At 51.8% G+C, this 25427-nt stretch carries 22 protein-coding genes; 2 read left to right on the top strand and 20 right to left on the bottom strand.

The window, feature by feature from the left end; translation table 11 throughout:
• Positions 1-46 precede the first annotated feature (46 nt).
• The 4 genes from L215_RS0105180 to L215_RS0105165 form a co-directional block, all read right to left on the bottom strand.
• The gene (locus L215_RS0105180) at positions 47-1402 is read right to left on the bottom strand and encodes a dihydroorotase (protein ID WP_025882822.1); all 1356 of its coding nucleotides are present in this window, start codon (positions 1400-1402) and stop codon (positions 47-49) included.
• A gap of 1 nt (position 1403) precedes the next feature.
• On the bottom strand, positions 1404-2159 hold the full coding sequence (locus L215_RS0105175) for a polyprenol monophosphomannose synthase (protein WP_027451452.1): 756 nt from the start codon (positions 2157-2159) through the stop codon (positions 1404-1406).
• A gap of 163 nt (positions 2160-2322) precedes the next feature.
• Positions 2323-3084 (bottom strand): porin family protein, encoded by a 762-nt coding sequence (locus tag L215_RS0105170; protein ID WP_025882823.1) that lies wholly within the window; start codon positions 3082-3084, stop codon positions 2323-2325.
• A gap of 12 nt (positions 3085-3096) precedes the next feature.
• The gene (locus L215_RS0105165; RefSeq protein ID WP_027451451.1) at positions 3097-4071 is read right to left on the bottom strand and encodes a PCMD domain-containing protein; all 975 of its coding nucleotides are present in this window, start codon (positions 4069-4071) and stop codon (positions 3097-3099) included.
• A 565-nt stretch (positions 4072-4636) separates the two neighbouring features.
• On the opposite strand from L215_RS0105165, the gene glyA reads away from it, so the two are divergent.
• The gene (gene glyA / locus L215_RS0105160; protein ID WP_025884278.1) at positions 4637-5917 is read left to right on the top strand and encodes a serine hydroxymethyltransferase; all 1281 of its coding nucleotides are present in this window, start codon (positions 4637-4639) and stop codon (positions 5915-5917) included.
• 173 nt (positions 5918-6090) lie between these two features.
• Positions 6091-7734: a fumarate hydratase gene (locus L215_RS0105155; protein ID WP_027451450.1), complete on the top strand. Its 1644-nt coding sequence runs from the start codon at positions 6091-6093 to the stop codon at positions 7732-7734.
• Positions 7735-7809: 75 nt separating this feature from the next.
• Here L215_RS0105155 and L215_RS0105150 read toward each other — a convergent pair whose 3' ends face one another.
• The 16 genes from L215_RS0105150 to L215_RS0105070 all read right to left on the bottom strand — a co-directional run bounded on the left by L215_RS0105150 (position 7810) and on the right by L215_RS0105070 (position 25426).
• Positions 7810-8901, bottom strand: a complete 1092-nt coding sequence (locus L215_RS0105150; protein WP_025884277.1) for an AMP-binding protein — start codon at positions 8899-8901, stop codon at positions 7810-7812.
• 178 nt (positions 8902-9079) lie between these two features.
• Positions 9080-10186 (bottom strand): o-succinylbenzoate synthase, encoded by a 1107-nt coding sequence (locus L215_RS0105145; protein ID WP_025884276.1) that lies wholly within the window; start codon positions 10184-10186, stop codon positions 9080-9082.
• Positions 10187-10192: 6 nt separating this feature from the next.
• A complete protein-coding gene (menB, locus tag L215_RS0105140) occupies positions 10193-11023 on the bottom strand; it encodes a 1,4-dihydroxy-2-naphthoyl-CoA synthase (RefSeq protein ID WP_007365282.1) in 831 nt (276 codons plus the stop codon).
• Positions 11020-12768 (bottom strand): 2-succinyl-5-enolpyruvyl-6-hydroxy-3-cyclohexene-1-carboxylic-acid synthase, encoded by a 1749-nt coding sequence (gene menD, locus L215_RS0105135; protein WP_027451448.1) that lies wholly within the window; start codon positions 12766-12768, stop codon positions 11020-11022. Before menD ends, menB begins: the two co-directional genes overlap by 4 nt.
• A gap of 16 nt (positions 12769-12784) precedes the next feature.
• Complete coding sequence (locus L215_RS10330; protein WP_027451447.1) at positions 12785-14113, bottom strand: chorismate-binding protein; 1329 nt, start codon at positions 14111-14113, stop codon at positions 12785-12787.
• A 37-nt stretch (positions 14114-14150) separates the two neighbouring features.
• Positions 14151-15296 carry a DegT/DnrJ/EryC1/StrS family aminotransferase gene (locus L215_RS0105125; RefSeq protein WP_027451446.1) on the bottom strand — a complete coding sequence of 382 codons (1146 nt, stop codon included), beginning with the start codon at positions 15294-15296 and terminating at the stop codon, positions 14151-14153.
• 168 nt (positions 15297-15464) lie between these two features.
• On the bottom strand, positions 15465-16112 hold the full coding sequence (locus L215_RS0105120) for a NeuD/PglB/VioB family sugar acetyltransferase (RefSeq protein WP_025884121.1): 648 nt from the start codon (positions 16110-16112) through the stop codon (positions 15465-15467).
• Positions 16113-16119: 7 nt separating this feature from the next.
• The gene (locus L215_RS0105115) at positions 16120-16731 is read right to left on the bottom strand and encodes a sugar transferase (protein WP_373852464.1); all 612 of its coding nucleotides are present in this window, start codon (positions 16729-16731) and stop codon (positions 16120-16122) included.
• A 77-nt stretch (positions 16732-16808) separates the two neighbouring features.
• Positions 16809-17966, bottom strand: coding sequence for a glycosyltransferase family 4 protein (locus L215_RS0105110; RefSeq protein ID WP_025884123.1), 1158 nt, complete (start codon positions 17964-17966; stop codon positions 16809-16811).
• Entirely contained in the window at positions 17963-19114 is a 1152-nt protein-coding gene (locus L215_RS0105105) for a glycosyltransferase (protein WP_025884124.1), read from the bottom strand. The genes L215_RS0105110 and L215_RS0105105 overlap by 4 nt, the downstream gene beginning before the upstream one ends.
• A complete protein-coding gene (locus L215_RS0105100; protein WP_027451445.1) occupies positions 19111-20346 on the bottom strand; it encodes an O-antigen ligase family protein in 1236 nt (411 codons plus the stop codon). Before L215_RS0105100 ends, L215_RS0105105 begins: the two co-directional genes overlap by 4 nt.
• 49 nt (positions 20347-20395) lie before the next feature.
• On the bottom strand, positions 20396-21568 hold the full coding sequence (locus L215_RS0105095) for a CapA family protein (protein ID WP_025884127.1): 1173 nt from the start codon (positions 21566-21568) through the stop codon (positions 20396-20398).
• Positions 21565-22833: an oligosaccharide flippase family protein gene (locus L215_RS0105090; RefSeq protein WP_025884129.1), complete on the bottom strand. Its 1269-nt coding sequence runs from the start codon at positions 22831-22833 to the stop codon at positions 21565-21567. The genes L215_RS0105095 and L215_RS0105090 overlap by 4 nt, the downstream gene beginning before the upstream one ends.
• Before the next feature lie 3 nt (positions 22834-22836).
• Positions 22837-23736: an arginase gene (locus L215_RS0105085; protein WP_025884130.1), complete on the bottom strand. Its 900-nt coding sequence runs from the start codon at positions 23734-23736 to the stop codon at positions 22837-22839.
• Between the two features lie 2 nt (positions 23737-23738).
• Positions 23739-24776, bottom strand: coding sequence for an ATP-grasp domain-containing protein (locus L215_RS0105080; protein WP_027451443.1), 1038 nt, complete (start codon positions 24774-24776; stop codon positions 23739-23741).
• 116 nt (positions 24777-24892) lie between these two features.
• Complete coding sequence (locus tag L215_RS0105070) at positions 24893-25426, bottom strand: hypothetical protein (protein WP_027451442.1); 534 nt, start codon at positions 25424-25426, stop codon at positions 24893-24895.
• Between the last annotated feature and the right edge of the window lies 1 nt (position 25427).

Genomic DNA, 25427 nt, shown 5'->3' with positions numbered 1-25427 from the left:
AGGGTTTGACACCCAAATATCGATTTGCTCTCTTGGAAGAGCCAGCTCAGGCGAAGGTGAGCGCATGGACAGGTGGGCGACTGGTCAGTTGACCGTCACGGTAAGCGACCTGACCATTGACCCAAGTAGCTACGATGCGATGAGAGAAGGTGTAGCCCTCCAGTGGCGACCAGCCACACTTGCTGTAGAGACTCTCCTTAGTCACCGTGGTCTCCTGATGAGGATCGACGAGGACTAGGTCGGCGTAGTAGCCTGTGCGGATGTAGCCCCGCTCACGGACCCCAAAGAGCTGGGCGGGAGCGTGCGCCATCTTCTCAACCACTAGTTCTGGCGACCAAAGCCCCTCGTGAGCCAGCTCCAGCATCATCAGAAGGCTGTGCTGTACGAGTGGACCTCCCGAAGCTGCCGTGAGAGCGTCGCCCTCCTTGTCGGCTAGCGTGTGAGGTGCATGATCAGTGGCTATTACATCGATACGCCCCTCGACGAGCGCTTGGCGTAGAGCCTCACGGTCACGAGCCGTCTTGACTGCGGGATTCCACTTGATTCGGTTGCCTAGGCGGCTGTAGTCCTCATCGGTAAACCATAAGTGGTGGACGCACACCTCAGCGGTGATGCGCTTCTCTGGCGAAAGCGGTGCTGCCGAGAAGAGCTCCATCTCCTCCGCTGTCGATAGGTGTAGCACGTGTAGCCTAGCCCCAAGACGCTTGGCACGCTCTATGGCGCTGTGCGAAGACGCGTAGCACGCCTCACGAGAGCGTATCAGCGGGTGCGCCTCAATGGGTGGATGCCCATCGTATCGCTGGCGGTAAAGCTCTTTATTGCGTGTGATGATCTCCTCGCTCTCGCAATGCGTGGCGATGAGCTTAGGGGCATGGGCGAAGAAGTAGTCGAGAGCCTCCTCGCTGTCCACCAGCATATTCCCCGTGGAGGCTCCTAGGAAGAGCTTGTACCCAGGGATCAAGGCTGGGTCAATGGCACACGCTTCGGGCGCATTGTCATTGGTCCCGCCGAAGTAAAAGGCGTAGTTTGCCCAGCTTGTCTCCTGAGCGCGCTGACGCTTGTCGAGGAGCGCCTCGAGGGTGACCGTTGGAGGCTTTACATTCGGCATGTCCATGTAGGAGGTTACACCGCCAGCCACGGCAGCACGGCTCTCGTGCGCAATGTCGCCCTTGTGAGTCAGTCCAGGCTCTCTAAAGTGCACCTGATCATCGATGCAACCTGGTAGTAGCCAGAACCCGTGTGCATCCACGACCTCCGCTCCTTGGAGCAGTTCGTCTGGGAGGTCAGACGCTTGGTCCACACCTATATATATAGACTCAATTCGCTCGTCGGAGAGGCATACGGAGCCGACGACCTGCCGACCTTCGTTGATTAAGGTAGCTCCGAGTATGATCTGTTTCATATTATTTCTCAGGATTACGACGCTTGGGAAAGCCCTTGAAGAGTCGCCAGTAGCGTAGCTTGAGGACACCCGTGAAGGCTTCGCCAAAGATCGACCCATTCATCTTCGAGCTTCCGAGCTTACGATTGACAAAGGTGATGGGCACCTCCTTGATCTTGAAGCCCAGACAGTGAGCCGTGTACTTCATCTCAATCTGGAAGGCGTAGCCCTTGAAGTGCACCTCGTCTAGTCTCATCGCCTCCAGCACCTCACGTCTGTAGCAGACGAAGCCCGCTGTCGTGTCTCGTACGGGCAGCCAGGTGACGAGGCGCACGTAGACCGATGCGAGATAGCTCATGAGGATACGGTTCAGTGGCCAATCCTTGACCCCGCCACCCCGCACGTAGCGCGAGCCTACCGCCACATCGTAGCCCTCCTCAGAGACCGCACGTAGGAGATGGGGTAGTGCCGAGAGTGGATGGCTAAAGTCGCAATCCATCTCAAAGATATAGTCGTAGCCATGCTCTAGAGCCCACTCGAAGCCTGTGAGATAGGCGGTGCCTAGTCCCATCTTGCCTGGGCGCACGATCAGATGCAGACGGTCTGTGTAGTCCGTCTCCTGCTGTAGCGTACGGACGATCTCAGCGGTCCCGTCTGGCGAATTGTCATCCAGGATCAGCAGGTCGAAGGCTTCTGGCAGTGCCAGGACAGCGCGAATCATCTCAGCGACATTCTCGCTCTCGTTGTAGGTCGGTATGATGACAAGGCTAGCGTGCATAGTGTGGTGGACTCGGTGGGTGTCATACACAGGGTGTGGAGCGTGCTCAGCTGCCCCACACCACTGCAGCACAAAGGTAGTAAAAAACTATTTGCCGTCTGACCGAGATACCTCAAAACGGATAGCCCGATTTGCGGAGTCTAGGAAGGTTGTGACTGATGCCTTAGATGCGGTAAGCAAAGCCCGCAAAAGCGTAGATATTGTACAGCGGGAAAGGCATCATCGTAAAGCTTCTATCCAGAGCAGGCTCGAAGCTCATGTTGAGCTGTGCGGTCACGCCGAGACGCTGGTGAAAGAAGTAGTCGAAGCCTATTCTGACGCCCATGTCTAGCTTGTTGAAGTGATCCGACAGGTCGTAGTCGACGAGATGACCTGGGGCGATGGCTTCTCCATTGAGCGTGCCGTCACCATCCAGCGTTACCTTAAAGCTCTGCTGCATCAGGTAGGAGAGGTAGAAGCCTACTTGCATGCGAAACTTGTCGCTATTCGTGTGGTAGGCGACCAGCATCGGGAGCGTGAGGTAGTAGTTGATGAACTCGGTGCTGTTATTGCCCGTAAAGAGTCCCCACGCAGCTTCCTGCCCATCGCCCATATTGATGCGCATATCTGTCGCATGGGTACAGACATACATTCCCTTGCGCTCCATTTCTAGACCGGTGTCTAGGTGCCACCCTTTGGTATCGGGAAGCTGGTAGGAGAGCCACCCCTTGATGGCTATGTTCATGTGGGGATTCCACGTATAGATCTTGTCAATAGCCTTCGGTTTGGGCAGTGGTGTGGTAGCTCCGATATTGAGACCAGCCTTGACGCCGAACTCAAGATTATCTTTTTTGTTTTCCTTAGGCGTCTGTGCCCATAATAGAGGAGTCGTGAGGAGTGCCAGCAGGAGACCGATAGCCCCCCTGTGTAGTTGCCGTATAGTCATATCTGTAGCGGGTTACTTCTTGGTGGGTATGCCGAGTGTCACAGTAAAGTCGTCGATGCGCAGGCGACTGCCGACAGCTCCGATGAATTGGTCGCCGCGAGCACTCGACGAGAAGATAAGTGCCATGCGGTACTTGCCTTTCTGAAGGTCTATCTGCTTGTAGGCAGCCTCTTTTCCTGCGATAACCTCCAGCTTCCCTTCAAAAGGTGTCCAGGCGCCATCCTTCGTAGGGGTGGGGTGTAGCTGTACCTTTGCTAAGATACGTGAGTCGGAGTAGAGCGTCTTACCACTGAGGTAGCTGTCGTCTTGCGAGATGTCGTAAAAGACGCAGGCGATGGTAGCCTCGTCCTGTCCTTTGATCACCTGGTTCTTCTTCGTCCCATCAACCAAGTCTTTGCCAGGGAGCCACTGGTAGTACCCTTTGATAGAAAGCGGTATAGCAAAGACGGGTTGCCCAAACTTTGTGGACTCTAGAGGCTTGGAGGTCATAATGCCCTCGTCCAGAGATCCGCAGTAAAGAGCTCCAGCGATGATGCCTTTTCGAACGATAGGCATTCCTTTAATGGTTTCCAGCTCCAGAGCTTGTCCTGTACGACCAGATGTCAGAGGTCGTACTGGATAGGTGAGCTTTAGTGCCTTGGCAGCCCCCACATTGCTTGCAGACATCCAGTAGGGGTCGCCCGCAAGTAGCTTAGAGAGACTCTTCTCTACGGGTAGCTGGTAAGAACCCTTTGGCTTGACCCAGTTGTCAAAGGTGAAGGTGACATTCTGTAGATCCATTTTGTCATCAGGATCAGGATCAGGATTGGGGTTGGGGTCGGGATCCGGATTGGGGTCCGGCTCTGGCTCAGGCTTGGGCTTAGGCTTGTAGGTGCCGTTCTCGATAGCGATACGCTTAGCCTTGATAGGGTCTTCGCCACTGCAACTCATCGTCATGAGGAGTGACAAGGCAAAGAGCAGACCGAGGGTCCAATAGGTTCGTTTCATACCGTACTACGTTTACACTAAGATGTGGCAAAGATAATTATTTCCACTTATATAGCTAGACCCCCTGCGATGGCTGGCGCATGATAGCCAGCTGGCTAGGAGTGGTACATGACGATAGCTAGTGATACCCGGTTCGAGTATCACTACAGAGTGGCTACGAGACCTCACAGATTACACCTTCCTCCCGAAGAATGGAATTCCTACCTAGGAATTTGTCCAATAGCTACCTAGGAATTGCCCCAATTCCTACCTAGGAAATAAAAAATTCTTCGGAGGAATCAAATGAAACTTCGGAGGAATCAAATCATAAGTCCGAAGAATTTTCCATTTCCTAGGTAGCAAATCAGAAATATCTACGGAGGAATTTGGGCAATTCCTAGGTAGGAAATGAAACGAGCTCATTTTTATGATGCGTCATCCCTGGATGGCTGTCGCCAAGATTGTCTCAGCTCAGATATTATTGTTATCTTTGCGAGTGAATTGTGTGAGCCACCGCTTGCGCTAGAGGGGCGGGGGCCTTCGCACACCCGATGTATGACGACTAACGTATTTAATTTCACCTAGAATGAAAAGAGACCAAGAAATCTTTGATCTGATCGAACAGGAGCATCAGCGCCAGCAAAAGGGCATTGAGCTGATTGCCTCTGAGAACTTTGTCAGCGACCAGGTCATGCAGGCTATGGGTAGCTGTATGACCAACAAGTACGCTGAGGGATACCCCGGCAAGCGTTACTACGGCGGTTGCGAGGTAGTGGACAAGTCTGAAAGCTTAGCTATAGAGCGTGTTAAGAAGCTCTTTGGCGCTGAGTATGCCAACGTGCAGCCACACTCAGGTGCTCAGGCAAACATGGCAGTCCTCTTCACCTGCCTCAAGCCAGGCGACACTTTCATGGGTCTAAACCTAGACCACGGTGGTCACCTCTCACACGGTTCGCCTGTTAATAGCTCTGGTATCCTCTACAATCCTATAGGTTACAACCTGAGCAAGGAGACTGGTACGGTCGACTACGACGAGATGGAGCAGCTAGCTCGCCAGCACAAGCCTAAGCTCATCATCGCTGGTGGATCAGCTTACTGCCGCGAGTGGGACTACGCACGCTTCCGCAAGGTAGCTGACGAGATCGGCGCTATCTTTATGGTTGACATGGCTCACCCCGCTGGTCTGATCGCTGCTGGTCTACTCGAGAACCCTGTCAAGTATGCTCACATCGTCACCTCTACGACGCACAAGACTCTACGTGGTCCTCGTGGTGGTATCATCCTCATGGGTAAGGACTTTGAGAATCCTTGGGGTCTCAAGACACCTAAGGGCGCTGTCAAGATGATGTCTCAGCTACTCAACTCGGCTGTCTTCCCAGGCATCCAGGGTGGTCCGCTAGAGCATGTCATCGCTGCTAAGGCTGTTGCCTTTGGTGAGGCTCTTGATCCTTCATTTAAGGAGTATCAGAAGCAGGTCATGAAGAACGCTAAGGCGCTTGGCGAGGCTTTCGTCAAGATGGGCTACAACTGTATCTCTGGCGGTACGGACAATCACTGCCTCCTCATCGACCTACGCTCTAAGTACCCTGACCTAACGGGTAAGGTAGCTGAGAATGCACTCGTACGTGCTGATATCACGGTCAATAAGAACATGGTTCCCTTCGACTCACGCTCTGCATTCCAGACCTCTGGTATCCGTGTGGGTACGCCCGCTATCACGACGCGTGGTGTCAAGGAGGACAAGATGCCATACATCGTCGAGCTCATCGACCGCGTACTCCGCGATCCTGAGAACGAGGCTGAGATAGCTAAGGTTCGTAAGGAGGTCAACGAGATGATGTCTCCACTACCTATCTTCGCTTGGTAAGATAAACTACACAGAGGCCACGCCTCTTAACCTGATAGAGACTGAATGCAGGGGGGACGCACGCTTAGACTTCTAAGGAGCAGACCCTAGCACTCAGTCTCTTGCTTTTCCCACTATTTGAGTCTGACCAATCCGTTGGCAGACTCCGTACACACTTAACAGACACACGAGAGATGCCCACACCACCGTTTAAGTACCAGCCGATGTATCCCGTAGGACCCGATCGGACTGAGTACGAGTTAATCACCTCTGACTACGTGCACACGGTCGACTGCAATGGTCACCAGATGCTCCAGGTCGATCCTGAGGCGCTACGCATACTTGCGGAGCGAGCTATGCACGATGTAGCCTTCTACCTACGTCCCGCTCATCAGGAGCAGGTCGCATCGATACTGTCCGACCCGGAGGCTTCGGACAATGATAAGTTTGTCGCTCTCACCTTCCTGCGCAATGCCGAGGTGAGCGCTCTGGGGCAGCTTCCCTTCTGCCAAGACACGGGTACCGCCATCATCTTGGGTAAGAAAGGTCAAAACGTCTGGACTGGCGCTTGCGACGAGGAGTACCTCTCGCACGGCGTCTACGACACCTACACGCGCTACAACCTCCGCTATTCGCAAAATGCGCCCCTCGACATGTACCGTGAGGTCAATACGGGGTGCAACCTCCCCGCGCAGATCGATCTGATGGCGACCGAGGGTGACGAGTATAAGTTCCTCTTTATCGCTAAGGGCGGTGGCTCTGCCAATAAGACTTACCTCTATCAGGAGACCAAAGCACTCCTCACGGAGGAGCGGCTCTTCCCCTTCTTAGTTGAGAAGATGCGTTCGCTAGGCACCGCCGCCTGCCCGCCTTATCACATTGCTTTCGTCATCGGAGGCACCTCAGCAGAGGCAAACCTCAAGACGGTCAAGCTCGCCAGTGCTAAGTACTACGACGAGCTACCGACCAAGGGCAACGAGCTGGGACACGCCTTCCGTGATCTAGAGATGGAGCAGCGGCTCCTGGAGGCGACCCACGAGATTGGTCTCGGAGCGCAGTTTGGCGGTAAGTATTTCGCCCATGACATACGAGTCATCCGCATGCCACGCCATGGAGCTTCCTGTCCAGTCGGACTAGGTGTGAGTTGCTCTGCCGATCGCAATGTGCGGGCTAAGATCAATAAGGATGGACTGTGGATCGAGCGACTCGAGAAGCACCCCGCACGACTCATCCCCGAATCGATGCGCCACGGCACCGAAGGCGAGGTCGTGAAGGTGGACCTCAACCGCCCGATGGACGAGATACGCAAGCAACTGAGCCAGTACCCTGTCTCTACCCGTCTCTCGCTCTCAGGCACTATCGTTGTAGGACGTGACATAGCCCACGCCAAGCTCAAGGAGCGCCTCGATCGTGGTGAGGAGTTACCTCAGTACATCAAGGATCACCCGATCTACTACGCTGGTCCCGCCAAGACGCCTGAGGGGATGCCGAGCGGCTCTTTCGGTCCCACCACGGCAGGACGTATGGATCCTTATGTGGATCTCTTCCAAAGCCATGGCGGTAGCCTCGTTATGATAGCTAAGGGCAATCGTAGTCAGCAGGTTACGGACGCTTGCAAGGCACATGGAGGCTTTTACCTCGGTAGCATCGGTGGTCCCGCAGCTATCCTAGCGAAGGAGAGCATCAAGCGCGTCGAGTGCTTGGAGTATCCCGAGCTAGGCATGGAGGCGATCTGGCGCATAGAGGTGGAAAACTTCCCTGCGTTCATCCTGGTCGATGACAAGGGCAACGACTTCTTCCAGCAAATCAGACAGTGCGCTGGCTGTCCCCGCAGTTAGTTTCACGGCACGGCATCACCGCTGAATAAATAAAGAAGAGTAGGAACACACTGTCTAGTGCGTTCCTACTCTTCTTTAGTTTGTGGAGGTGAGGAGTAGCCTTTGGAGAGCTCGGCGATCAAGCTTGCCGTTGTCATTGTGTGGCAAGTGCGACACGAGACGGATCTCTTTGGGGCGGTGGTAGGGTGGTAGGATCTCTTGGTAGGCTTCAGTAAGAGTTTCTGTAAAGCCTTCGGCGAGGCTGTCGCCTTCTAGTACGAGTACCAGCTTTTGCCCTAGAGCTGCATCGGCTATCCAGCTGATGGCGAGCGGTCTATCTAGGACTTCGGCAAGCTTTCGCTCGATTGGCTCGGGGCTTATCTTGATCCCGCCACTGTTGATGATGTTGTCGGCTCGCCCCACGATGGTAAAGCCACCATCGGGGTGTAGCTCGACGAGATCATGGGTCGTGAGGCGAGGACCATCGGGGTAAACCAGGCGATCCTCAATGATGAGTTCGCCTTCGGTGCCCTGGGTGAGGTGCACTCCCTCGAGGGGATAGAAGAGAGGCGAGGCGTGAGGACCGTTGAGCCGTCTCAGGGCGATGTGCGAGATGGTCTCTGTCATGCCATAAGTGGCGAAAGCTGACACGGGGAGCGTGCTGAGCTGCGCCTCCACGGTGGGGTGAATGGCTCCGCCCCCGATGATCAGTTGCTCAGCCTGACTGAGCCGTTCACGCTCCGCTGGCACCTCCAGGGTGTGGTGTAGCTGTAGGGGGACGAGGGAGACGAACTGCGGTGCTACATTGAGCGTCGCTAGCGGATGGCTCGAGGGGGGCACCACGACTAGCTCGGCTCCTGCGAGTAAGGCACGCACCACCATCATCTTAGCGCCTATGTAGCGAAGGTCCATCGCGAGGAGGAGATGAGTGCCCGCTTGGATCTGGAAGTAGCGGTTGCTCCTGAGTCCGCTACGTCGCATGGCAAGCTTCGCCAGCTGAAGCCGTTTGGGCGTGCCAGTCGAGCCGGAGGTTTGGACGGTCACACACTCCTCTTCGCTCCACCACTCCCTGAGGAAGGTGAGCAGTGGCTCTAGTACCGCTATCCGCTCGGGTGCTAGCCCTCGGGCGAACGGCTCTAAGCTCTCTGCATCTACTCGTGCGCTGTCTATATATAGGTGCTCGGACATGGGATGGCTGTTGGCTGTTAGCTGTTGGCTGTTAGCTGTTGGCTGTTAGCTCTTGGCTATTGGCTGTTGGCTCTTAGCTGTTGGCTCTTAGCTCTTGGCTGTTGGCTCTTAGCTCTTAGCTGTTGGCTATTGGTGGCTAAAAGCTAACGGCCAAAAGCCAAAAGCTAATTTCTAACTTCTAATCTCTAACCTCTCTAAAAAACATCTGGTCGCCTACGAGTTGCAGCGTGGAGGGCGTGTTGTTGAGATAGAGAGCTCCTGTGCCAAGTCCTTGCGGGCGGACGATCGGGTACTGGCTGACCCACTGAGCGATGGCGCTAAGCCCTACGTTTGACTCCAGCGCTGAGGTTGCCCACCAGCCGATGCCTCGCTCCTCGGCGAGCTCGATCCACTCATCGATCCCGCTATGGAGCGACGGCTTGAGGATGATGTAGTGCGGCTTGCCTTCGTCTAGTAGTTGCGCCTTGCGCTCTCGGCTGTGGATCCCGATGAGCTCCTCGTCGAGTGCTATGGGGAGTGGCGACGCTGACGTGAGCTTGGCCAGCTCGTCCCACTGATCGCTCGCAGGGATCGGCTGCTCGATGGAGTGTAGGTGAAAGTCGCTCAGCCTTTTCAGTCGCTCCAGAGCCACCTCTGGGGCAAACGCTCCGTTGGCGTCCACCCTCAGCTCCATCTCCTCAGGCGAGAAGTGCTGCCGCACGTAGCGGAGTAGCTCTAGCTCTTCGGAAAAGTCTATTCCGCCGATCTTAAGCTTCAGGCATCGAAAGCCTTGCGCCAGCTTAGCTTTGATCTGCTCGTACATATAGGCTTTGTCGCCCATCCAGATCAATCCATTGATCGGGATACCCAGCTCGCCACGGGTGAAAGGGGTATCGCAAAAGGGCTTTACCGCCCCCTCCTCACTACTGTGGCCGGCAGCGATGAAGCTGTTGATTGCTGTGGCTAAGCCAAAAGCGATGGAAGGGTAGGGGCGCAGCGAAGCCAAGTCGAACCGTTCGGGAGCCTGCGCCATCTGACCCGTCAGCTGCTCCAGCACAGCCTGATAGTTGGGCAGATCGTCGCAGCTGAGCTGAGGCATCGGGGCGCACTCGCCACAGCCCACATGACCTGCCTGCTCGAGGCTTTGGAGGCGTAGGTAGTAGACCCGCTTCGTCTCGTACTCGCCACGGGAGGTCTTGGCAGGGCGACGGAAGCGCAGGGTGTACGGCTCCACGCTAATGGTCACCCGCTCAGCTATCTGTGGTAGCAGTGCAGGGAGGTGAAGGATGCTCTCGTGTGGTGACATCGGCGGCTAGGGAAACTTAGGGTACTGCTCGAAGTTGGGCTTGCGCTTCTCCAGGAAAGCGTTCTTGCCCTCCTGCGCTTCGTCCGTGAGGTAGTAGAGGAGCGTCGCATCGCCCGCCAGCTCTTGGATACCTGCCTGACCGTCCAGCTCGGCATTGAGCCCCGCCTTGATCATGCGAAGGGCGAGCGGACTCAGCAACATCATCTCCTCCGCCCACTGCACGTACTCATCTTCCAGCTGGTCGAGAGGCACCACCTTGTTTACCAGCCCCATGTCGAGAGCCTCCTGAGCGGAGTATTGGCGGCAGAGGAACCATATCTCACGCGCCTTCTTTTGTCCCACGACACGAGCCAGATAGGAGGAACCAAAGCCCGCATCGAAGCTACCCACACGGGGACCCGTCTGACCGAAGATAGCATTCTCCGAAGCGATCGAGAGGTCGCACACCACGTGGAGGACATGTCCGCCGCCGATGGCGTAACCATTGACCGCCGCGATGACAGGCTTGGGGATACTGCGGATCTGCTTCTGCACGTCTAGGACACTCAGGCGAGGCACGCCGTCCTTGCCAATGTAGCCACCCCGACCCTTGACGTTTTGATCTCCGCCAGAGCAAAACGCCTTGTCGCCAGCGCCCGTCAGGACCACCACGTTGATACTCTGATCCTCACGGCAGATGCGCAGAGCGTCGCTCATCTCGGCCGTCGTGGTCGGCGTAAAGGCGTTGCGGTAGCGCTCACGATTGATCGTGATGCGAGCGATGCCGTTGTAGTAGTCAAAGAGGATATCTTCGTACGCTTTGAGGGGCTTCCACACCCTTTGGTTCTTTTCACTCATAACTCTTCTCTTGGTTGTAATTGCTTGAAATAGGTCTGTAGTTCGGCGATCTCATCCTCTGAGGAGACGAAAGCCTCGAGGAGGCGAGGACGCTCGGCGGGGCCGACGAAGTAAGCCATCGTCTCCTCGAGCTCGCTTGCCTCGTGCACCGATAGGTACTCCCAGCCACAGCTCTCGGCCCAGCCCTGCGCTCGCAGCTGATGCTCGGCGGTGATGTAGCGTCGCGACAGCGGGTCCATCTCTAAGGTCGGCAGGCTCTGGAAGATGCTTCCTCGCTGGTTGTTGAGCAGGAGCACCCGCACGTTGCTCCCCACCTCGGGGAGCCCCAGCGCATTGAGATCGTAGAAGAAGCTCAGGTCCCCGATGACGATGAAGTGGCGCTCCTCGGCTCTCTGGCGGGCAAAGCCTAAGGCGGTCGAGAGCGAACCCTCTATGCCACTGGTGCCTCGATTGCAAAGCGTGAGAAGCCGACGAGGCTTGCGAAAAAGCTCCGCATAGCGCACCGACGAACTGTTCGCTAGGTGTAATACGCAAGGCTCTTCGGGGAGATGACTCAGAAGGTTTCCCACCACGGCCAGAGAACTGTAGCGTGGCGTCGGTGGCGGCAGTCGATCAATTCGCTCCCGCCACTGAAGGACGTAGGGAGAGCTAGCCTGACCAGCCAAGCCCTGCGCCAGCGTCTCCAAGCCCTGCGCCATTATTTCAAGGAATGGCCCGACAGGAGCCGTGATCAACTCGTTGAGACTGCAAAAGAGATCCACCACGCTGGGATCAGGCGACAGGTGCCACGTCTCGCGTGGCGGATAGTTGCGCAGGTACTGCTTTATCTTGTTGGAGACGATATGCCCTCCGAGGGTGATCAGCAGGTCGGGCTGCAGGGCTCGTCGATCCGTCTCGCTGAGAGACGCTAGGAGCGCATCAAGCGAACAGATCGTCACGGGCCTATTGGAGAGCGACTCGCCGATGCAGAGGAACTGCTCCCGCAAGCTTTGCGGAAAGGCCGCCCCTGCGCTAGTCGTAGCTGTCCAAGTCTCCTGTCCTACCAATATCATCTTGCGCTCGAACGTGGCGAGCCTCGCTAGCAACGGCTTGACCGCCTGCGCATCCACACCACACGGACAGAGTTGCTCGATATGGCGTCCTGGCTGCATTCCGATGGGTCGTCTGTCGCTCGGCTCAGACTGTTGCTCTGCTGGAGTTGGCGGGAGCAGAGAGACGCTCGGGTCGCTGATCGGAACATTGATCTGTACGGGCCCTGGGAGCGGAGCCAGCGCTGCGAGAAGCGCTTCGTTGATCAGACGGTTGCAGTACCACCGCTCCTCATCGGTGTGTGGCTCGGAGAGCTGTACCGCTTTACGTACCAGTGAGCCGAAGAGTCCTGGCTGAGGAAGCGTTTGCCCAGCCCACTGCCCGATCCATCGCTCGGGTCTATCGGCCGACAGGATAACCAGCGGGACACCCTGATAGTAAGCCTCAGCGACCGCTGGGTGCAGGTTTGCCACCGCCGTGCCAGAGGTGCAGCAGACCACGACCGCTCTATGCGTGGCGAGTGCCAAGCCAAGGGCGTAGAAGCCTGCGCTGCGCTCATCAATGATCGAGTGACAGGTCGCCCCCGTGAGCTGGTGGCTGAGCGCATGTACGAGTGGCGCATTGCGACTGCCCGGGCAGAGCACCACGTCACGCACGCCGTGTGCTTGAAGCAGAGCGATTAGTTCGCTGATCACAGGATCGTCCATCGGTATCATTGCGCTCCTTCCTTCTTTACCTTATAAGACTATGTATTGCCGAGAGCTTGTGCAGGACCTCCTGCCATTCGCTCTCTAGACTGGACCCACGCACGATACCGCCTCCCGCATAGAGCCGTAGAGCTTGCTCGGGGAGCAACTGCAGACAGCGTATCTGGACAAAAAGATCGACCCGCCGCTCAGGCTCGTACCACCCCAGGAAGCCTGCATAGTAAGAGCGCGCTGCAGACTCCTCCTCGAGGATCAGACGCTGCGCCACTCGCTGGGGCGTGCCACAGACGGCTGGCGTGGGGTGAAGGCGCTCCGCCAAGGTGATCGGCGCGTACTCCTCGGGAAGCTGCAGAGCGAAGCGAGCCTGCAAATGTTGCAGCTGCCCCGTCGTTGTCGTTTCCACATCAAGCGCACGGTAGGGGATCCCCTCCCGCTCCAGTAGCTCTCCGATGAAGCGCTGCACATAGCGATGCTCCCGCCGATTCTTCTCACTCCAGACGGACGGCTCGCCATCCGCCTGCCGAGGCATCGTTCCAGCCAGTGCCACCGTCTGCCAGTCGGTGCCGTCCCCTCGGAGGAGCATCTCCGGCGAGGCGCAGAGCCATAGCCCCGACTGAGGCGTGTAGCAGAGCGACACGAAAGCATTCGGGTAGTGTGTCAAGGCTTTGTCAAAGGCGCCAACCACTTGTGCCGTAGCGATGCTGGGCAGTTCGACACGGTGCGCCAAGACAAGCTTCTCCGCTATCCCGTCCTGCAGATGCTCCATAAAGCGACTGTTGCAAAAGTCAACAGTCTCACAATCTTGCTTGCAAGATTGTCCTGACTTTGCAGAAAGGATGAAGCGCAAGGCGCTGAGGGTGAGGTCTGAAGGGAGCATACCTCTGTATGTGACCGAAGCCGAATCCCGAAAGCAACACAGCGATTCGCCTTTATGCAACAGTCTCATAAAGCGAGCGAAAGTGACTCGGTAACTATCGGGTAAAGCCTGCGGTATCGGTGCCACAGGCGGAAAGCTCTCTAGCTCTGCCTCGTCACACGCCGCAAGCTGTAGCACCCTCGTCCCTTGCTTCCCCAGCTCCTCTTCGATCCAAAGCATCGGCGTCTCAGCCGTTACCGCAAAGGGTGCCATCAGAAAGCCCGCCAAATGCTTCCGCTCTCTCAGCTCCTCAGCCGTAGTCGCCACAGCCCGAGCCTCGTGCTGTAGCCCGATCTCATGCACCGCACGACCTTCGCCAGGTAGGCGAAAGCAAGCAAAGGGCGCGCAACGATTCATCCGCTCCGCCACCAGCGTGACCAATTCGTCACAACTACAGCTCTTACCGCTTAGTTCCTTATAAGATCTCTTACTCAGCACAGCATTTACCTCCGTCGACCGCTTGGGGGCAAACCTTTTACTTCTTGCCCAGCTCTCGGATCACAGCGACAATGCGCTGCAAATCCTCCTCCGTCACCAGCGTACCGCTAGGCAGACAGAGTCCACGGTCAAAGAGCCTCTCACTCGTGCCATCGACATAGCGAGGCGCCTCGGCAAAGACAGGCTGCAGGTGCATCGGCTTCCATAGCGGACGGCTCTCGATAGACTCAGCCTCCAGTCGGAGTCTCAGATCCTCACGGGTGAAGCCCGCTTTCTCAGGATCCACTAAGACACAGCTGAGCCAGTAGTTGCTATCGTACTCCTCCGTGGGGGCGCACTTCACCTCGACCCCAGGGCAGTCAGCCAGCAGAGCGCAGTAGCGAGCATGATTGTGCCGACGCTTAGCCACATGCTCCTCGAGGACGAGCATCTGCCCACGACCTATCCCCGCCGATATATTGCTCAGACGGTAGTTATAGCCGATGTGCGTGTGCTGATAGTGGGGCGCATTGTCACGAGCCTGCGTAGCGTAAAAGAGGACACGTCGAGCAGCCTCTTCACTAGGACAGACCAAAGCTCCACCACCCGACGTGGTGATCATCTTATTACCATTGAAAGAGAGCGCTCCGTAGCGACCTAGCGTACCGCACTTGTGCCCCTTGTACTCAGATCCGAGCGCCTCAGCAGCATCCTCGAGGACAGGTATATCGTACTCCTCAGCGATCGCTAGTATCTCGGTCATCTTGGCGGGCATGCCATACAGATGAACCGGTATGATCGCCTTAGGCTTGCGCCCCGTCTGAGCGATGCGATCCTCGATAGCTTGACGTAGCAGCGTGGGGGACATATTCCACGTGTCAGGCTCGCTATCGACGAATATAGGCTTAGCCCCCTGATAAGTAATTGGGTTAGCCGAGGCTGAGAAGGTAAAACTCTGACAGATCACCTCATCATCACGCCCCACGCCCAGCATGACCAGCCCTAAGTGCAGAGCAGCCGTGCCAGCGCTGAGTGCTACGACATGCTTGCCTGGCGCTCCCAGGTAACGTGTCAAGTCCTCCTCGAAGCCATTCACATTGGGTCCCAGAGGCACCACCCAGTTGGTGTCAAACGCCTCTTGTATAAACTCCTGCTCTCGTCCTCCCATCTCGGCGAGTGAGAGCCAAATCTTCTTCTGCGCCATACTTGTTAGCTCTGATTTAGTTGTCTACAAATGTAGTGAAAAAGGGGCTTATCCCAAGCCCCTCGAGAAGAAATCTCTAGAGATTAGCTTTTGGCTTTTGGCCGTTAGCTTTTAGTCCATCAGCTAACCAATCGCCAACAGCTAACGGCCAATCACCAATCGCCCTATCTACGACTTGAACTTGATAGGGCGAGCGGGACACCCCACAGCAACGCAGTCTGCAGGAATGTCTTTTGTCACTACAGCTCCTGCTCCTATCGTTGTGTTTTTTCCTATGGAGATACGATTGATGATCGAAGAACTTGTACCCATATAGACTTCCGCTCCGATATGAGTCTCCCCAGATATGTTTACTGAAGGCATAAAAGAGCAGAAAGGCTCTATGACAGCGTCATGCCCGACCGTACAGCATAGGTTCAGTAGCGTAAAAGCACCGATAGTTATATCACAAGTGAGGATTGTTCCCGCACAGCAAAGAACGCCCTCACCAATAGAGACACTCTCCTCGTCTAGAATCGTAGCATCGGGACTGATCAGCGCAGGAAATGAGAGGTGCTGCTTGTTAAGTCCGTCATAGACTTTGCGTCTTGTGCTTGAGTCGCCAATAGCGATTGCTACATCAAGAGCCTCTTGCTGAGCGTTGAGATCCTCCACCTTGCCCAGTATGGGTAGTCCATGAATAAGTTTTCCGCATTCCGCACCATCATCGTAAAATCCCTTGACACGCCACCGAGGCTCCTCTTTATTGATAGATTGTATAAGCCCTAGGATCTCTCGACCCAGTCCTCCAGCTCCGATTATTACAATATCCTTCATAGTCTCTCTATCCTTCAAATGGCTCCATGGTGTCACAGCTAGCAGAGCTGATGCCCTCTCTTCTCAAGACCTTGACGATGGTACGCCATATAATAATACAGTCAAGACGAAAAGAGAGATGATCTACGTACCAAACGTCCAGGGCGAACTTTCTCTCCCAGCTTATTGCATTTCGACCGGACACTTGCGCCCAGCCCGTAATGCCAGGCCTCACCTCGTGGCGACGCCGCTGTGATGCGCTATATAGTGGTAGATACTGTACCAAGAGCGGTCGTGGTCCGATGAAGCTCATATCTCCCTTGAGGACATTCCATAGCTGCGGTAGCTCATCGAGCGAGGTCTTGCGGATGAAGCGACCAACAGACGTAAGCCGCTCCCCATCGGGGAGCAGATTGCCCTCCGCATCTCGCTCATCGGTCATACTCTTAAACTTGTAGAGCTTAAAGATTCGCTCATCCTTGCCTGGGCGCTCCTGCGTGAAGAACGCTCCTGCCCCCTTATTAGCAAAGTGCAGCCACACCGTCACTACCAGTAGCAATGGCGACAGCACAATCAGCATAATGAGAGCTCCTATGAAGTCCAATATGCGCTTGATATACTTCCTATAGATCATATTCATTATTAGGCAGGCTCGAGCCTCTACAAAGATAACGCTTCCAGTGCAAACTGTTATAGTCTAAAATCTACGCGAAGGGGCTACTTAGCATCCCCTGTCAAGCTTCGATACATCTCCAGCGTTGCCTGCCATACATCCTCCTGCTTATAGCGAGAGGCGATCAGAGGGCGAGCATTCTGCTGGCAGTGCGTGTAGAGAGCTTTGTCCTCCATCATACGCTTCATGGCCTGATATAGTGCTACAGCATCGTGAGACGGTATGATTAGCCCATTCTCTTCCTCTATGATGATTTCGTTGCAGCCATTGATGTCGGAGACAACGCAGGGAAGCTCCATAGCACCCGCTTGCATTACAACATTGGGGAAGCCCTCCCGATAAGAGGGAAAAGCCAGTGCATCCGCCGCAACAAACCAAGGGCGCACATCATCTTGCCACCCTGCACAGTAGATAGCTGGGTGACTCTGTATCGTATGATAGACATCCTCAGGTAGTGGGTCTAGCTCCTGCTCGAAGTTGCCTACAAGTAGCAAGCGAGCTTCGGGATGTTCTTGTTGCAGACGGGTGAACGCCTCCACAAGTTCACAGATCCCCTTATCTCTCACGATCCGTCCCACAAAGATAAAGGTGAAGCTCTCCTCAGAGAAGCTCGTCTCAGACTTAGCTTGACTCAGCAAGTTTATAGGTATGACACTCTTATCATAGTATGCCAAGTCAATTCCGTTAATGTTCCCGTTGTGCAGCTTCTTGAGAGGCTTCCGTGTAATACGTTCGTCACGTAGTGTCTTTGCCACCCCATCGCCCTCTGGGATTACTTTGGTGCTGAGGCGACAGGTGATACGCTCCATAGTGATAAGTAGCCAACGAAAGAAGCCTTTTGCCGTTTGGAATCGGAGTCCTGTCACCGTATAGATGCGATGTGGCACGCGACACAACCAAGCAGCCATCATACCAAGGAGGGAGGCCTTAGGCGTATTTGCATGGACTACATCAGGTTTTTCCCTTCTGATGAGCTTAATCAACTCAAAGAGAGCTCTTATGTCATTCCAAATAGAGATAGGACGTACCAAATGAGGAACCAGTCTATGTGGCGTCCCGTCCAAGAGTGCAAGATCTATATCCGAAAGACGTGGTCCCCCTGTCACGACAACAACATCAATACCATGCTCTCTTAGGTAGCGATATTGTCCCTTGATAAGCACCAAGGATACGGTTGAAGTAACGATTCGTAGTAGCTTCATTTGTAAGCACAGGCTTCAATTAAAGATTTAATCTCGCTATAGATATGAGGAAGAGAGTAGTGTTTAGCACGTTCCATTCCTACCATAGAGTAGTGAGTGTATAGCTCAGGATGAGAAGACAAATGTATAATGGCTGCAACAAGACCTTCGACATCTTTTGGATTGATGAGTACCCCATACTTAGCTAGAGCAAAACCACCTTCAGGTATGTCGATTGCTTCATTTTCATTTAGCATTTCTAGAGGGCCAGAAAGACAGTTTGTTGAAATCGTAGGGATCCCTACGCTGAGAGCCTCTAGAAGAGCATTGGGGAATCCCTCTGTGTCTGAGCTAAGAACAAATAAATCATAGTTGAGCAAGGTCTCTTGCGTATTGGTAGTTTGACCAGGCAAAGAAACCTGCGTTTCTAAATTAAGACGCTTGACCAATGCTTCGTATGCATTGCGAAGTCTTCCGTCTCCAAAGATTGTCAGATCATGATGTGGAAGTTTACTCATCGCTTGTATGAGTAACGGATGATTTTTGACCTCTTTGAAGCTCCCTACGGTTACAATCTGCTTAATCTCGTCCTTTTGAGCAGAGTCGTTCTCTAGATTTCTGAACTTTGACGGGATAATTATGGGGTTATAGATCACTTTCATTGGAATGTGTACACCATAATCCGTCTCTAATCCTTTGATGATGTAGTTTGAGTTCCCAAACAAGACATCTGCTTGATTGTAATACTTTCGAATCATCCTCTTTATGAATCCAGACTCAAGCACAGATCGATTGGCATACATCTGATGTGTATAGTTCCGCTCACTAAGTATGAATCGAGTCTTAGGAAACTTAGACTTCAACATCCCAGATATGATGTTAGGACGGGTGAGAAAAGATATAACACAATCGATTTTCTCCGATTGGAGGTAGCTTCTGAGAAATCTTTTGATTTTAAAGAGGCTGGTTAGCTTTCTTCTTAGACCATTTTGTGCATCAGGATACACCGTCTGGATCCTTACCCCTTCAGGTATTTCATAGTAGATACTATTATACATGAGGATGAGGTGTACTTCGTAATCTTTAATTAGTTCAGGTAGCAGTAAGCTGATTACACGCTCTGCACCACCTGCTCCCATAGAGACCGTAAATATGGCGATTCTTTTCATAATATCCTACTCCTTGTATTCTGGTTGGATTTCATCCTAATATCTTCAAGTAAAATTAATCCCACGGTTGTGTAGTATATTATAGACCCCTTATCAGCGAATACCATGCTGAAGCTTGTTCTTACCAAGAATATGACTAGAATGATTAGTAAAAGTCGAGATTCTTGTTTCTCACTCTTAATGGCAGCTTTCAATAGAAAGAACAGTATCAACAAATAAAGAATCAGTCCAACCAATCCAAAGTCATAAGCTATCTCTAGCCAGTCATTATGAGCTACTGTTCCAATATCGCTTCCAAAAGATCTTTTATTAAGATCTGCTGTCGCATAAAATCCGTGTCCATATAAAAGAGCTCCAAAAGAGGACTGCTTTACTCCATCAACAATGCTAGAGTATATTTCAGATCTTCCAGAGCCACTAGTATCTTCAAATCGATCTAATGGGGATACTTCCATACTCTGAATATGTGACACTATGGGCATTAAAGCTAGAAATCCTCCGATGCACAAAACAGCAAATCCCCATCGCCCGAACTTATAGGGTCCTCTAAAAATAAAGATCAAAATGATTAGTCCTTGAGAGAGAATAGCTCCTCTTTTTGCACAGAGGAATACGAGTGTGGATAGTAATAGTAACAGAAGCAACCCCATCCACTTTTTATCTTTATACGCAAAGAGCGCCAAGGGTGTGAGAATAACGAAGTTATAAGCAACATTATCTCCATGGAGAAAGACATCTTCAGAATAGCCTCCTAGGACTCTGAATTGCAGCAGTCTATTAAGGAAAACGTATAAGTAGATAGGCAGGAAAGCCCAAAATAGGACTTTTCCGGTGATCCTATAATTTACGTCTCTCAGATAGTATAAGCTAGCTGGAAGACTGAGGCAGACGCTGATAATAGTTGGTAAATTGCCTGATACTTTTTGTACATCTCCAAAGGCTAGCTCTACTATGGCATAGCCAAAAGAAAGCAAACTGAAAGCAACGAAAGAGTTTACCAACCTTTTGACGTGCTTGTAACTACGAGAGACTCTAATATTGTGAGCACAGTAAAATAAGAATGTGCCAATAATCTCTACCACAACAAATAAAACAAGCAATCCTCGGTCAAGGAGACGACTTTCTCCCAATGGAGCCAAGATAGTGTAAGCAAGAGTGTACAGAAACAGACTCCCGATGAAAGCCACTGCTCCAAACTTTGAGGCCTTTTTTAAGGTGGTATGTTCTCTCATAGCATTAAATCAAATCTCTTTTCCATCTGAAAAGGACTTCAGTTGTAGATTACGACTCCTTTGAAGTGAAGTAGTAGAGCTGCTCCAAATTGGAAGAGACCATGTCTCTATGAGCTTCGCAACGTAAAACGTTCATAAGGAGCAGCTCCTTTTTCCGACTAATAAATGAAGGCAACAGACCTCTTGCGTTCAGGGCTTGAGCTATTCGTCCTCTATATGGAGACAAAATGTATTTCCGAAGTCGATTACGCTTGGCTAGCAGGGCAAAAGCTTTTGTCAACTCTTCGTCATCGGCTATTATACCATTTTTCTTTTCTATCTCTTGTGCGAACTCAACCGCCTCCTCTTTTCCTAGATTATGCAGTAAGACAGGATCCCCTTTTACTCCTTGCTTGTATGGATGTAGTACAAAGCTTGGGGAGATCTGCCCGTTTTCTTTTGTGAGGCTTAGCTCCAGCATATATCCATAATTCCATATTGACAACTCTGACGAATCCCCTTCAAAAACGAAGTTGCCTAATCCATAGAAGATAGGAGCCTCGTGATAAACTTCATATCCAGTATAGCAATGAGCATGGTGACAAACCACTGCATTGGCTCCTGCATCAACAAAAAACCGGAAGTCTCTCTTCATCCGAGGAGAGGGAAGAGGATACTCCTCATGTCCTGCGTGGACGATTAGAAGCACAAAGTCTGCAAGACGCTTCGCCTCCTTTATTTGATAGAAAACATCTACTAGATTATAGCTATTGGCTTGAGGTTCATTAGGTCGAGCTAATGTGGAGAATTCATTCTCACAGAAATTGATGATCGCAAGTTTGACTCCGTCAATCTCAATATAAAGAGGTCGCTGTGCCGCCTCTTTCGTGCGGGCAGCACCCACTGTCTCGATTCCATTTTGCTGAGCCACCTCAAGAGCATTCTCAATGCCTTGACCTCCTAGATCTCGTATGTGGTTGTTTGCAAGGGTGACACAATCAAAACCCATTTCCCTAACAATCTTCATCGCATCTGGAGATGTAGATAAGACAGGACCCGTCTTGGATATACCTTTGAGCTTTTCGGATATATGTACTGCAGATTCATAGTTAGTTATGGAGAAATCTGCTTTTTGTATCACAGTACATAGTTCTTCTGAAAAAGACCTATGAACTCCATTTGTGTTGATACTCTTTATATTTGACTCAGTGAGATATAGATCTCCTGTCACTATTATATTCATTGTACAAGTTGTCGTTTATACTTTCTTGCGAGTAGCCAAGTCACTACCCCTCTTATCCCCCATATTATTACGTATGTGTAAGCCGCACCTATGTAGCCGAACTGCTTTATAGAGAAGTAAGCGACAAACAGTCCTAAGAATGAACACCACATGACTACTTGTCGATACGCTTTGTCTTTCCCAATTACAACAAGATAATTGGTGCCAAAGGCATTCATCAAGTAAAGAAATAGTGGACATATAGCCATGATTCTAATGACTGTAGCAGAGTCTCTAAAAGCTTCGCTATAGAAAAGGTCTACTAACAAATCTGCCCCCACAAAGAGAGCTATGCCCATGCCCAAGCTGACTACTAATAAGATTCTGCTAAAAAGAGCGTGCTTCTCTGGGCGTCGTGATAAGAAAGGAAAGAAGACCCTCGCAAAGACTGTGGAGACTTGATCTGAGAGATCTATAAACGTCCTTCCACTTGTGAAGAGTCCAGCCCCCACACTTCCACTGAACATCTTCAAATACGTTGTTGACATATTCGTATACAAGTTCGGCACAATGAGCGAAAAGAATATGTTCCATCCTGACTTTAGGGTGGATATGATGCTTTTCCAAGAGATAGCAGTGGGAAACACTTTGTACTTGTGAATGACAATCACTTGAGAGATCACACCTGCCACTAGCAGTCCAAAGGCACTGAGTACGGGATGCAGAATGTAGTCTGCCTCCTCCTTGATCACAAAAAAGATGAGTACGGTGAAGAGTAGTTTGGATATGACATTGACAATCGTGATGTACTTCATCTTTTCAATTCCCTGGAAGAACCATTCAGGGAATAGCATGTAACAAGGCACGGATAGGTAAGTAAACCACAATAGCAAGCGATGCTCTCGAAGTAGTGGGATTGTCTCTACTAGTATTGCAAAGATGATCGTAGAGATGACAAACAAAAACAACTTTGTATAGAGCACATTCCAAAACAGTTCTCGGACATACTGCATGTTTCCTCTGTTCTTGGATAAATCTCTCGTTGCAGTATAGTTAAATCCGTAGTCTGTGATTGTCATGAAGTAGACAGTAATTGAGCTGGCAAACGCTATATCTCCAAATCGTGCCACCCCGATAACTCTTGAAAGGTAAGGAAGCGTAACTAACGGAAGGACGAGTCCTAATGCCTTTAGAATAGAGAGCGAGGCAAAGTTCTCAATAAGAGTCCTTGCATCTTGATTACCTCGCACTCTATCTATTAGCGACTTGAGTTTACCGCTTACCATTGATTACCCTTCTAGGATGATACTCAATACTTGTTGCATGATTTTTTCGGTCATGCGGTCTTGATCTAGATTGGCATTAAGCTCTACCAGATCAATTGACTTAACCAAATCCGACTGCACAGCCTGTCGAACGAGGGTATACGCAAGAGCTGGCGTGATGCCATCCTTTTCCGGGACACCCGTACCAGGGGCATATCTAGGGTCAATCACATCCACATCGAAGCTGAGATGGATATGGTCAATACCTTTGCGCTTGATGTCAGAGAGGATATCAACGATAACCTCTGCGGGATCTGAGGCGTTGAGCTGCTCGGAGCTACGGATGTACATATTGAGCTTAGCAGCCATCTCTTTCTCCCCAGGATCTAGAGCTCTAGCTCCCAAGAAGTAGATGTTTTGAGGCTTCAAGAGCGGGCTTACTCCCCAAAAATTAGCGATGTCATCCTCTCCAAACCCCATAAGATAGGAGAGATGCATGCCATGCATGTTTCCCGTTGAGGAGCTAGCCTCCGTATTGAAGTCTCCATGTGCATCGATGTATATAACGGCATAGTTGTCTGCTCCTTTAGCTAGACCAACGCCAGCGATACTACCAAAAGCCATTACATGGTCACCTCCCACACATAGGGGAATATGTTGCTGCTCTATCGAATGCTTGACCCGCTCAGCCAAGGGACGAGAGGCTGTTAAGATAGGATTGAGGAACTTGATCTTAGGGTGTGAAGCATACTTCTCCTCCATGATAGTAGCCCTTGGCGTGCAGGGTTGGTCGCCCAAGTCATTCACTTGATGCTTAGCGGAGGTATAGCAACCATCCCGCCTAAGTATAGACGGGGTTAACTCGTTGCCATCTTTATCGCAACCTAAGTTGATGGGGTAACCTATGACATCAAATGTTTTCATGCCTACCCTCTTTTACTATACGAGACGGCTTTGATAACTTCTTCTATCATCCAGTATACGCCATTAAGCGGCTCACAATGATGCTCGCCATCACGAGTCCAGTATCCGTGCTCAAATTCATCTGCATCCAGTCCGTAACAATAAGAGACCTCTATCAGATATAACTCTTCCGACTGCTTCTCTCTGACAATGTCGAGAGCTACGGACTGCACTTCTAGCTTGTCATAGCACTCAAAGGCAAACTCAACAACGTCTTGCGGAATTAGAGATGCGTCATATCTGTCATCATGTCCTCCAGAGGCTCTGAAGTCACCCTCTCTACACATACGCACCATAGCTATTGCCTTATTGTTTGCAATCTCCAATCTATAATCAAACCCGTTATTAGGGATGAACTCTTGAAAGTAGGCATACCCTTTTTGTCGAGGCATACGCCTACCCCCATTAAGTCCAGGGAATAGATATAGCCCTATATACTTAGCAACATCGTAAAACCGACCTTGTCCCTTGACGAAGTTTTGCCATTGAGTTTTTGCCGAAAAGAGGGGATTGGTAGATGCAAAGCCTCGGCGCAAAGCTTTACGAACGAATGCCTTTGCCTGTCTCTTACTTCTAGCTAATCTCACATTAGCTGAGCCGGCGCCTCCTCTTAGCTTAAACACCTTGGGAAAGTCTGTCGTCTCAATCCACTTGTAGGCACTCTTCTTATCATAGAATACCCATGACTTAGCAGCTCGAACCCCTAAAGCCTCAAAGAGGTACTTCTGTCCTAGCTTATCATCAAAATGCCAGCCTGTTCTAAAGTTAGGAAAGACAATCTTGCCAGCCTGCTCAAGGGAGAATAGTAGTTGCTTGGCAAAGAGGATGTCTTTAAAGCTTGCATGATGGTGATGCCACATAAACGCATCGCAATCACTTACCTGCTCTATAATGTCTGTGTCGTAAGGATTCACAACTTTGTAGGGAATACTGTGCTCTTCGCAGTATTTAATCCAGTAGTCTGAAAAACTGCCTTTGCGGTCAGCTATAGCGATCTTCATAAGTAGACTTGTAGGAGGTTCTTATTTGCGACACGACCCATGAACTCATTGTCGTATTGCTTATTGATGTTCTCTTCAAAGGTCATTAGGGCTGGTAACTTAGGGGTGAGTGTTGCTTAGGGGTGGAAGAAGGTGTCTAGAAAGTCAGCGGTGATCATCTCTTTGTAGAGAGGGGTCTTCTTGCCAGCGTTGTAGTCGTTGACCCAGGCACGAGCTTGCTCTATGTGTCTGTCGCTGAATAGAAGCACTAGAGCAGGCGCAAAGCCAGCTCCGAGATCTTCGTCAGACAATAGCTGTTTAGTGCCACGGACCTTTTTCTCTAGCTCACTTTTTGTAGGTGGCGTGAGGCTTTTCCGATCTTTCTTCTTGCCGCCTACTCGGTACTTACACTCCACAAGCTGAATCAGATTGTTCGTACAGCCGAAGAGCATGTCTACACTACTGGGCTTATCGGCCTGTGGTGTATCCGTTGCTAAAGCGTCCACATCAATAACTGGGTCTTGGGGGATTACATTCGCATCCGCTTTCGCCCCCTCATCCTTCAAGAGGTCGGAGAGAGGCTTAGCATGACCTCGCTTATATGCGATGGATCCCGTTAGTTCTCTGCAGTGTGGAGCAAAAGATAAGGATTGCCGCTTCTTCTGTGCCATC

The organism is Porphyromonas uenonis DSM 23387 = JCM 13868, assembly GCF_000482365.1.
Lineage (GTDB): Bacteria > Bacteroidota > Bacteroidia > Bacteroidales > Porphyromonadaceae > Porphyromonas > Porphyromonas uenonis.
Note: the sequence above shows the minus strand (reverse complement) of the source record. Positions and strands in the feature narration are given on the sequence as shown.

Excerpts from the sequence above, each read along its gene's own strand:
- L215_RS0105100 (WP_027451445.1), bottom strand. The coding sequence starts at position 20,346 with ATGAGAGAACATACCACCTTAAAAAAGGCCTCAAAGTTTGGAGCAGTG.
- L215_RS0105145 (WP_025884276.1), bottom strand. The coding sequence starts at position 10,186 with ATGTCACCACACGAGAGCATCCTTCACCTCCCTGCACTGCTACCACAG.
- L215_RS0105115 (WP_373852464.1), bottom strand. The coding sequence starts at position 16,731 with ATGAATATGATCTATAGGAAGTATATCAAGCGCATATTGGACTTCATA.
- L215_RS0105125 (WP_027451446.1), bottom strand. The coding sequence starts at position 15,296 with ATGGCGCAGAAGAAGATTTGGCTCTCACTCGCCGAGATGGGAGGACGA.
- L215_RS0105090 (WP_025884129.1), bottom strand. The coding sequence starts at position 22,833 with ATGGTAAGCGGTAAACTCAAGTCGCTAATAGATAGAGTGCGAGGTAAT.
- L215_RS0105110 (WP_025884123.1), bottom strand. The coding sequence starts at position 17,966 with ATGAAGCTACTACGAATCGTTACTTCAACCGTATCCTTGGTGCTTATC.
- L215_RS0105150 (WP_025884277.1), bottom strand. The coding sequence starts at position 8,901 with ATGTCCGAGCACCTATATATAGACAGCGCACGAGTAGATGCAGAGAGC.
- menB (WP_007365282.1), bottom strand. The coding sequence starts at position 11,023 with ATGAGTGAAAAGAACCAAAGGGTGTGGAAGCCCCTCAAAGCGTACGAA.
- L215_RS0105080 (WP_027451443.1), bottom strand. The coding sequence starts at position 24,776 with ATGAAGATCGCTATAGCTGACCGCAAAGGCAGTTTTTCAGACTACTGG.
- glyA (WP_025884278.1), top strand. The coding sequence starts at position 4,637 with ATGAAAAGAGACCAAGAAATCTTTGATCTGATCGAACAGGAGCATCAG.
- L215_RS0105105 (WP_025884124.1), bottom strand. The coding sequence starts at position 19,114 with ATGAAAAGAATCGCCATATTTACGGTCTCTATGGGAGCAGGTGGTGCA.
- L215_RS0105165 (WP_027451451.1), bottom strand. The coding sequence starts at position 4,071 with ATGAAACGAACCTATTGGACCCTCGGTCTGCTCTTTGCCTTGTCACTC.
- L215_RS0105120 (WP_025884121.1), bottom strand. The coding sequence starts at position 16,112 with ATGAAGGATATTGTAATAATCGGAGCTGGAGGACTGGGTCGAGAGATC.
- L215_RS0105175 (WP_027451452.1), bottom strand. The coding sequence starts at position 2,159 with ATGCACGCTAGCCTTGTCATCATACCGACCTACAACGAGAGCGAGAAT.
- L215_RS0105180 (WP_025882822.1), bottom strand. The coding sequence starts at position 1,402 with ATGAAACAGATCATACTCGGAGCTACCTTAATCAACGAAGGTCGGCAG.
- L215_RS0105085 (WP_025884130.1), bottom strand. The coding sequence starts at position 23,736 with ATGAAAACATTTGATGTCATAGGTTACCCCATCAACTTAGGTTGCGAT.
- L215_RS0105070 (WP_027451442.1), bottom strand. The coding sequence starts at position 25,426 with ATGGCACAGAAGAAGCGGCAATCCTTATCTTTTGCTCCACACTGCAGA.
- L215_RS0105095 (WP_025884127.1), bottom strand. The coding sequence starts at position 21,568 with ATGAATATAATAGTGACAGGAGATCTATATCTCACTGAGTCAAATATA.
- L215_RS0105155 (WP_027451450.1), top strand. The coding sequence starts at position 6,091 with ATGCCCACACCACCGTTTAAGTACCAGCCGATGTATCCCGTAGGACCC.
- L215_RS0105170 (WP_025882823.1), bottom strand. The coding sequence starts at position 3,084 with ATGACTATACGGCAACTACACAGGGGGGCTATCGGTCTCCTGCTGGCA.
- menD (WP_027451448.1), bottom strand. The coding sequence starts at position 12,768 with ATGATACCGATGGACGATCCTGTGATCAGCGAACTAATCGCTCTGCTT.